This is a genomic window from Paracoccus rhizosphaerae (assembly GCF_026162645.1).
Classification (GTDB): Bacteria; Pseudomonadota; Alphaproteobacteria; order Rhodobacterales; family Rhodobacteraceae; genus Paracoccus; species Paracoccus rhizosphaerae.
In genome coordinates this window covers 45,668-51,914 of record NZ_JAOTBE010000023.1, presented here as the reverse complement: position 1 = coordinate 51,914, position 6,247 = coordinate 45,668, and the positions used below count along the sequence as shown (strand labels likewise).

Here is a 6,247-nt window from a genome sequence, read left to right as displayed (position 1 = left end):
TCGTGCGGTCGATGCCGACGAACAGGTAGAGCTTTCCTTCGGCAGTCTGCACTTCGGCGATGTCGATGTGGAAGAAGCCGATAGGGTAGTGCTTGAACTTCGACCGCTTCGGCTTGTCGCCTTCCATGTCAGGCAGTCGAGAGATGCACTCGCCATTGGGCTTGAACCGGTGGCGCCGCAATGGCTCACCGCTGAGGGCAACGATGCAGCGCTGAGCGTGTCAGATGTGGGATCGAGGGCTGCAAGGCGTAGAGGCAGTCGTCAAGCGGTAGCAGCGTGTGACGTCGGAACGCAACGATCGCCGCCTCCTCCGCCTCGGTCAAGATCGTCAAACGTGGCTCCTTCGGCCCCGTCTTGAGATCCTCGACCGTCTGGCGTTTGCGCCACTTCGCAACCGTCTTGGGGTTAATCCCCAGCTCCCGGCTCAGCGTCGCGAGCGAAGCTTGCGATCATTCGGGCCGACCCTCGGACCGATGGCGGGCCAGCCCTCATTATTGCAGCTCTGACGGCGTGCGTGGTCGTGGCGCTCCCGTGACGAACCTGGCCCATAATGCTTCCTTCCATTCCTGAAAAAGGATCGCACCATCAAACCCTGGGATCAAGCAGCTATGCCCGCCAGAAGCGAGGCAGCAGCAGGACCAGAACTGACACCAGTTCAAGGCGTCCCAGGTACATGCCCAGGATCATCAGCAACTTGGCGCTTTCGGGAAAGGCCACGATCGATCCGTTGCTGCTGATCTCGGGACCCCAGGCGGGGCCGATATTGGCGATGGCCGTCCAGGCCGCCGTCAGCGCGGTGCGGGGATGAAGGCCTGTCAGCGCCAGCCCCACGATCAGCAGGCCGAAGGTCAGCATGAAGAGCGTGAAGAAGGCCATCACCGAATCGATGATGTCCTTGTCCAACGGCTGGCCTTCATAGCGCAAGGGATAGACGCGGTGGGGGGAATGCATGCGGCGGATCTGCGCGCGCACCGCCTCGAGCAGGACCAGATAGCGGAAGATCTTGACCGAGCAGCCCGTCGACCCGGTACAGCCGCCGATCAGTCCGACGACGATCAGCAGCGCCAGCGGCAGGTGCCCCCACGCCGTCATGTCCGTCGAGGCGAAGCCCGTCCCTGAAAAGGTGGAGATGGTGTTGAATACGGTCTCGCGCACCATCTCTCCGAAGGGCGCGTCTTCCTGAAGATAGACCAGTCGATAGACGATGATGATCGCGCAGGCATAGAAGATCCAGCGCAGGTATGTGCGCACCTGACGGTCCTGCCACAACGGCACCACATTGCCGCGCATCGCCTGCACGAACCGGATGAAGGGCACCGAAGCCGTGACCATGAAGACCGAGGCCGCCCATTCGGGCCCGCCCAGATACCGCCCGAAGCTGGCGTCATAGTTCGAGAACCCTCCGGTCGAACAGGTCGTCAGCGCATGGACGACCGCGTCGAAGCCGGACATCCCCAGCACCATGAATGTTATTGCGCAGGCGACCGTCATCAGCAGATAAACGGTCGACATCTCGGATGCGATCTGGCCCGCGCGGGGCAGCACCTTGCCGAGCGTGTCAAAGCCCTCCGAGCGAAAGAACTGCATGCCGCCGACCTTCATGACGGGCAGGAAGACCATCGCGACCACGACAATCCCAAGGCCCCCCATCCATTGCAGCAGCGCCCGCCACAGATGCGTGCCCATGGGCAAGTCGTCCAGCGAGGGGAACGCCGTCGTCCCGGTGGTCGTGAAACCCGACATCGCCTCGAAATACGCGTCGACCGGGCTGGCACCTGGCGCGCCGAGGATAAAGGGCAGGGCGCCGAAGACCGGCAGCACCGCCCACAGGCCCGAGGTCAGCAGGAACGCCTGCTGGATCTTCAGCGACCGGGAATCCCCACGTGCCGCGAAGACGATCAGCAGGCCGGCGACGCTGGTGATCGCGCTGCACTCCAGAAAGACCATCCAGTGCGGGTCCTCTTGCCACAGGTCCACCATCATGGGCAGCAGCATCGCCGCACCCAATGTGACGATGATCTTGCCAATCGGGTGGGCCACGGGACGCAGGTCGATCATTCCGCCTGCTTGCCCGCCCCCCCGCGCCCCGTCAAGCGCCCGCGTGCGGGGCCTGCCGCCCCTTGAACGGTCCGCCCCGCCGCGTTACGTTAACTACAACTTGTCATCGGAGGGCGTGTGTCATGGCGCCCAAGCGTCCTGCGGGTGCGGACGCGTTCCCGAGATCTACGGTCGAGCCGTCGGGCACCCGACACCCCGAGGAAGGGCCGCTTTATGCTGCCCTCGACCTCGGGACAAATTCGTGCCGGATGCTGATTGCCCGTCCGACGGGCAGTCAGTTCCAGGTCATCGACAGCTTCTCCAAGCCGGTTCAGCTTGGTCAGGGGCTGGAAGCTTCGGGGCGGCTGTCCCGCAGTTCGATGGCGCGCACCGTGCATGCGCTGCAGGTCTGCAGGCGCAAGTTGGATCAGCACCGGGTGCGTAACATGCGCCTGGTGGCGACCGAGGCATGCCGTCGCGCCAGGAACAGCCGCGATTTTCTGCGCAGCATCCGCCGCGAGACCGGCCTGCCGATCGAGATCATCGGAGCCGAGGAAGAGGCCCGGCTGGCCGTCATCAGCTGCGCGCCGCTGGTCAGCCACAAGACGGAAACGCTGATGGTCGTCGATATTGGCGGGGGCTCGACCGAGCTTGTCTGGATCGACCTCGAGGACGTGGAGCCCAAGGAACGCCCGCGCGCGATCATGCGCTTGTCTGACGGGTTCGGAAACCCGCAGCCCGGCGGGGCGCGGGTCGTCGACTGGATCAGCGTCCCTCTAGGCGTGGCGACCCTGCGCGACCAGTTCGCCGATGTCGAGGATGACCAGGGCCGGTTCGCGCTGATGTCGTGGTTCTTCGAGGAGGCGCTGGCGAACTTCACCCCCTATGCCGACGGCTCGCCCGACGGGGGGTTCCAGATCATCGGGACGTCGGGGACGGTCACCACGGTCGCGGCCAGCTTCCTGGGTCTTCGTCGATACGACCGGACCAAGGTTGACGGACTTGAGATGACCAGCGACCAGATCGACCGGGTGATCCACAGCTATCTGCAGTTGGGACCTGACGGGCGCCGTGCTGATCCGCGCATCGGGCGCGAACGGCACGCCTTGATCATGTCGGGCGCCGCCATCCTGCAGACGCTGATGCGCGTCTGGCCCACCAACAAGCTGTCGGTCGCGGACCGCGGCCTGCGCGAGGGGTTGCTTTATGCCCAAATGGTGCGCGATGGGGTGCTGACGCCTGACGGACTGAACGGAGTGGCATGATGACGAAGCAACCGACCAGCCGGACGGGCAAGACCAGCGGCCGCGGCACGCGCGACCTGAAGGTGCGGGTGAAGACCGCCAAGGGCCGCAAGATGTCCTCGAAGCTCTGGCTGGAGCGGCAGCTGAACGATCCTTATGTCTCGCGCGCCAAGCGAGAGGGCTATCGCGGTCGCGCGGCCTACAAGATCATCGAGCTGGACGACAAGTATCGTTTCCTTGTTCCCGGTGCGCGCGTGGTCGACCTGGGTTGCGCCCCCGGCGGCTGGTGCCAGGTGGCCGTGGCCCGCGTGAACGCCTTGGGCGAGAAATCCGGCAAGAAGATCGGCCGCGTCCTGGGGCTTGACCTGCAAGAGGTCGACCCGATCGCAGGGGCCGAGATACACGTGCTGGACTTCTTGTCCGAGGGCGCCGACGACAAGGTCAAGGGATGGCTGGGCGGCCCCGCCGATGTTGTCATGTCCGACATGGCGGCGGCGTCGTCTGGTCACAAGGGCACCGACCACATTCGCATCGTCGCCTTGGTCGAAGCGGCGGCGCAACTGGCCTTCGACGTGCTGGAGCCCGGCGGCACCTTCGTGGCCAAGGTCCTTGCAGGCGGCGCCGAGACCGAAATGCAGGCGATGCTCAAGCGCAACTTCACCAAGGTCTCGAACGTCAAACCGCCGGCCAGCCGCAGCGATTCGTCCGAGAAGTTCGTGGTTGCGACGGGCTTCAGGGGGCGCGACGTGGAGCGAGGTGAGGACGAGCGGGATCTCTGACTGGGCCTGATCGACCAAGCGTCGGCCCCTTCCGCGCCCCTGAAGTATGCACGGCAGGCCCCCGCTCAGGATGGGCGCGATGTCTGGGCAGGGCGCCCGTCACTCTCTCATCTGGCTGCGATAGGCCTCCGGCGTCCGGCCGGTCGCGGCCACGAAGGCGCGGGTGAAGTGGGCGTGGCTGACATATCCCAGATCCAGCGCCAGCCGTGCCATCGGCCGGTCGGTATGGCACAGAAGCTCGGCCGCACGCTCCAGCCTCAGGTCGTTCAGGACGTCGATGGCACGCTGGCTGCGCGTCTCGGCGCAGGCGCGATCCAGGTGCGTCAGCGTGGTGCCTAGGTCCTGGGCCATGTCCGCCAGCGTGCGGCCGTCCCCCAACTCGGTTGCGGCCAGCGCCAGGAAGCGGTCGACCAGAGGACGGTCCGGAACCGGCGCGTGCCCGCTTGAATGGTGATCCTGTTCAGGATCAAGGCGCGACAGGCGAAGCGACAGCAGGCTCAACTGGCAGGTCAGGGCCTTTCCTTCCGGTGCGCGCGCGGCCTCCTCGGCCAGCTCGCGCAGGTTTACCAGCATCGCGTCGCTTGCATGCCCGATGCTGCCGGAGAATGCGGCAGCCGGCATCGGCGGATCAACTTGAATTGTCAGACTTGGAGAGAGCGTCAGCACATAACCGTCGGTCCCCAAATCGGTCCGCGCCGCGAAGGCCGTACCGGCGGGGATATAGCGCACGTCGCCGGGCCCCAGCACCACCGATTGTCGCGGAAACCGCAGAAGCATCCGGCCTTCCGTGACCCAGATCAGCGTGTGTTCAGTGCGCGTCCGCGGCTGCGCCTGTGGATCCGTCCCGGTCCAGCCGAAGGCGGGAAGGGGAACCAGCCTCAGGCCGGCGCGACGTGGCGTGATCCTGCGGGACGCAGGTGTCGTCCGCACGGTCAGCGCTTCCGGCATTCGAATCCGGCCGAGCGGTGCGTCGCTTGCCGTCCAGGGACGCGGCGGTGCCCCGGCGTCCGGAACGCTGGCGGCCGTCACGCCATTGGTCGCGCCTTGGACTGACGCGCTTCGATCCGGCGGCCGAAGCCGCGTCGGCGAAAACGGGAATCCTCCCTGCCAGCCAGTGCGATCCCAAAGCGACATCTGCTGCGTCCGATCTGCAAAGTCCGTAGGCGAATTATCGCCTATCTGCAGAGAAACTCAACGACAGCCGGCTTGGTTTCATGATTCGGGCAGTGGATGCACGCCGGCGTTGCCGGCGCGCCACAGATGCCAGTCCTTCATCCGGCCCCGGAACCAGATCCTCTGCGACTTGGCGTATTGACGTGATGAAATGATCGCACGTTCGGTCGCCTCGGGCAGGGTCAGCCGCCCCTGGAGATGCTCGACCAGTTCCGGCGCGCCGATGGCCTTGGCCCATTGCGCCTGCGGGTCCCAGACGGGCAGCATGGCCCGCACCTCGTCCAGCGCGCCCCAATCCAGCATCGCGCGAAATCGCATCGCGATCCGGTCCGCCAGCCAGTCGCGGTCAGTGGTGATCAGCACCCGCTGGCAATCGTCCGGCGCCATCAGGGGGGGCGGGGTCTCGGCCTGCCAATCGGCAATGCCGCGGCCGGTCGCCTGCAGCACCTCCCATGCGCGCTGGACGCGGGCGGGGTTCTGCAGGTCGATCCGCGCGCGAGTCGCGTCGTCGAGGTCCCGCACCATGCCTTCCAGACCCCCCTCCTGCCTCAGCCGCGCGTCTGCTGCGGCGCGAAGGTCCGGCGGCGTGGGCGGGATCCGCGCCAGCCCCCGCGTCAGCGCCGTCAGGTAAAGGCCAGTGCCCCCGACGACGATCAGCCGCCGGCCCGTCAGTTCCTGCACCTCTCGCAGCCAGTCGCCCACCGAGTAGGAACGCCCTGGCGCGACGTGGCCGTAAAGCGCGTGCGGCGCCATGGCCTCGTCCGCCGTGGTGGGGCGGGCGGTCAGAACCCGCCAGCACGACCAGACCTGAAGCGCGTCGGCATTGACCACCAAACCGCCTTGCGCCCGCGCGACGGCCAACGCCAGCGCCGATTTGCCGCTGGCCGTCGGCCCGGCGATCAGCAGGTGGCGCGAGGGATCGATCTGTGTCAGGTCTGGGTCGCGCATCGGCCATCCGGCAGTTGAACCTGCGGCCCTTTTGCGACATTTACCGCCCCGATGAAAGCGACCGGC

At 66.2% G+C, this 6,247-nt stretch carries 5 protein-coding genes and 1 pseudogene; 2 read left to right on the top strand and 4 right to left on the bottom strand.

The features are described from left to right. Together OC184_RS10165 and OC184_RS10160 are read right to left on the bottom strand one after the other, a co-directional pair. Positions 1-549: pseudogene (locus OC184_RS10165) on the bottom strand (hypothetical protein); the annotation flags it as partial. Between the two features lie 57 nt (positions 550-606). Then, positions 607-2,058 carry a TrkH family potassium uptake protein gene (locus OC184_RS10160; RefSeq protein ID WP_265507085.1) on the bottom strand — a complete coding sequence of 484 codons (1,452 nt, stop codon included), beginning with the start codon at positions 2,056-2,058 and terminating at the stop codon, positions 607-609. A 122-nt stretch (positions 2,059-2,180) separates the two neighbouring features. Between OC184_RS10160 and OC184_RS10155 the strand changes: the two genes are divergently transcribed. Together OC184_RS10155 and OC184_RS10150 are read left to right on the top strand one after the other, a co-directional pair. Next, a complete protein-coding gene (locus OC184_RS10155; protein WP_265507084.1) occupies positions 2,181-3,302 on the top strand; it encodes a Ppx/GppA phosphatase family protein in 1,122 nt (373 codons plus the stop codon). Next, positions 3,302-4,060: an RlmE family RNA methyltransferase gene (locus OC184_RS10150; RefSeq protein ID WP_265507083.1), complete on the top strand. Its 759-nt coding sequence runs from the start codon at positions 3,302-3,304 to the stop codon at positions 4,058-4,060. Before OC184_RS10155 ends, OC184_RS10150 begins: the two co-directional genes overlap by 1 nt. A 99-nt stretch (positions 4,061-4,159) precedes the next feature. Here OC184_RS10150 and OC184_RS10145 read toward each other — a convergent pair whose 3' ends face one another. Both OC184_RS10145 and miaA read right to left on the bottom strand, forming a co-directional pair. Next, positions 4,160-5,008, bottom strand: coding sequence for an AraC family transcriptional regulator (locus OC184_RS10145; RefSeq protein WP_265507082.1), 849 nt, complete (start codon positions 5,006-5,008; stop codon positions 4,160-4,162). Positions 5,009-5,272: 264 nt separating this feature from the next. After that, a complete protein-coding gene (gene miaA / locus OC184_RS10140; RefSeq protein ID WP_265507081.1) occupies positions 5,273-6,181 on the bottom strand; it encodes a tRNA (adenosine(37)-N6)-dimethylallyltransferase MiaA in 909 nt (302 codons plus the stop codon). Positions 6,182-6,247 lie beyond the last annotated feature (66 nt).